Raw genomic sequence first — 307 nt, forward strand, 5'->3', positions numbered from 1 at the left:
GTTCAGCAGCTTGTCCTCGATGACGTAGTCCAGCGAATACTCCAGCTCGTTGTCCATGTACGAGGCGAGCGCCGGGGCGTCGGAGAGCAGCTGGTTGGTGACGTCGTAGCCGTCCGCGTAGGTGTAGACCTTCGCGTCGGCCAGCTCGGTCTGGATCGTGCTGGTGGGCTTGACGTTGGCGTCGCCCGGCAGGATCTCGTCCGGCACGACGGCAGCGTTGCGGGTCACACCAGTGACCTGCAGATACTCGAAGTTCCCGGCCGTCTCGCCGCGGCTGATCAGGTCCAGGATCGTCAGGTTGTCCCGA

General features: G+C 64.2%; 1 protein-coding gene. It reads right to left on the minus strand.

Annotated features, from left to right (window positions below; genetic code table 11):
• A partial coding sequence (locus tag IH48_RS0132700) for a phage major capsid protein (protein WP_030913235.1) occupies positions 1–307 on the minus strand: 307 nt, incomplete at both ends.

The organism is Streptomyces sp. NRRL F-5126, from assembly GCF_000721265.1.
Classification (GTDB): domain Bacteria; phylum Actinomycetota; class Actinomycetes; order Streptomycetales; family Streptomycetaceae; genus Streptomyces.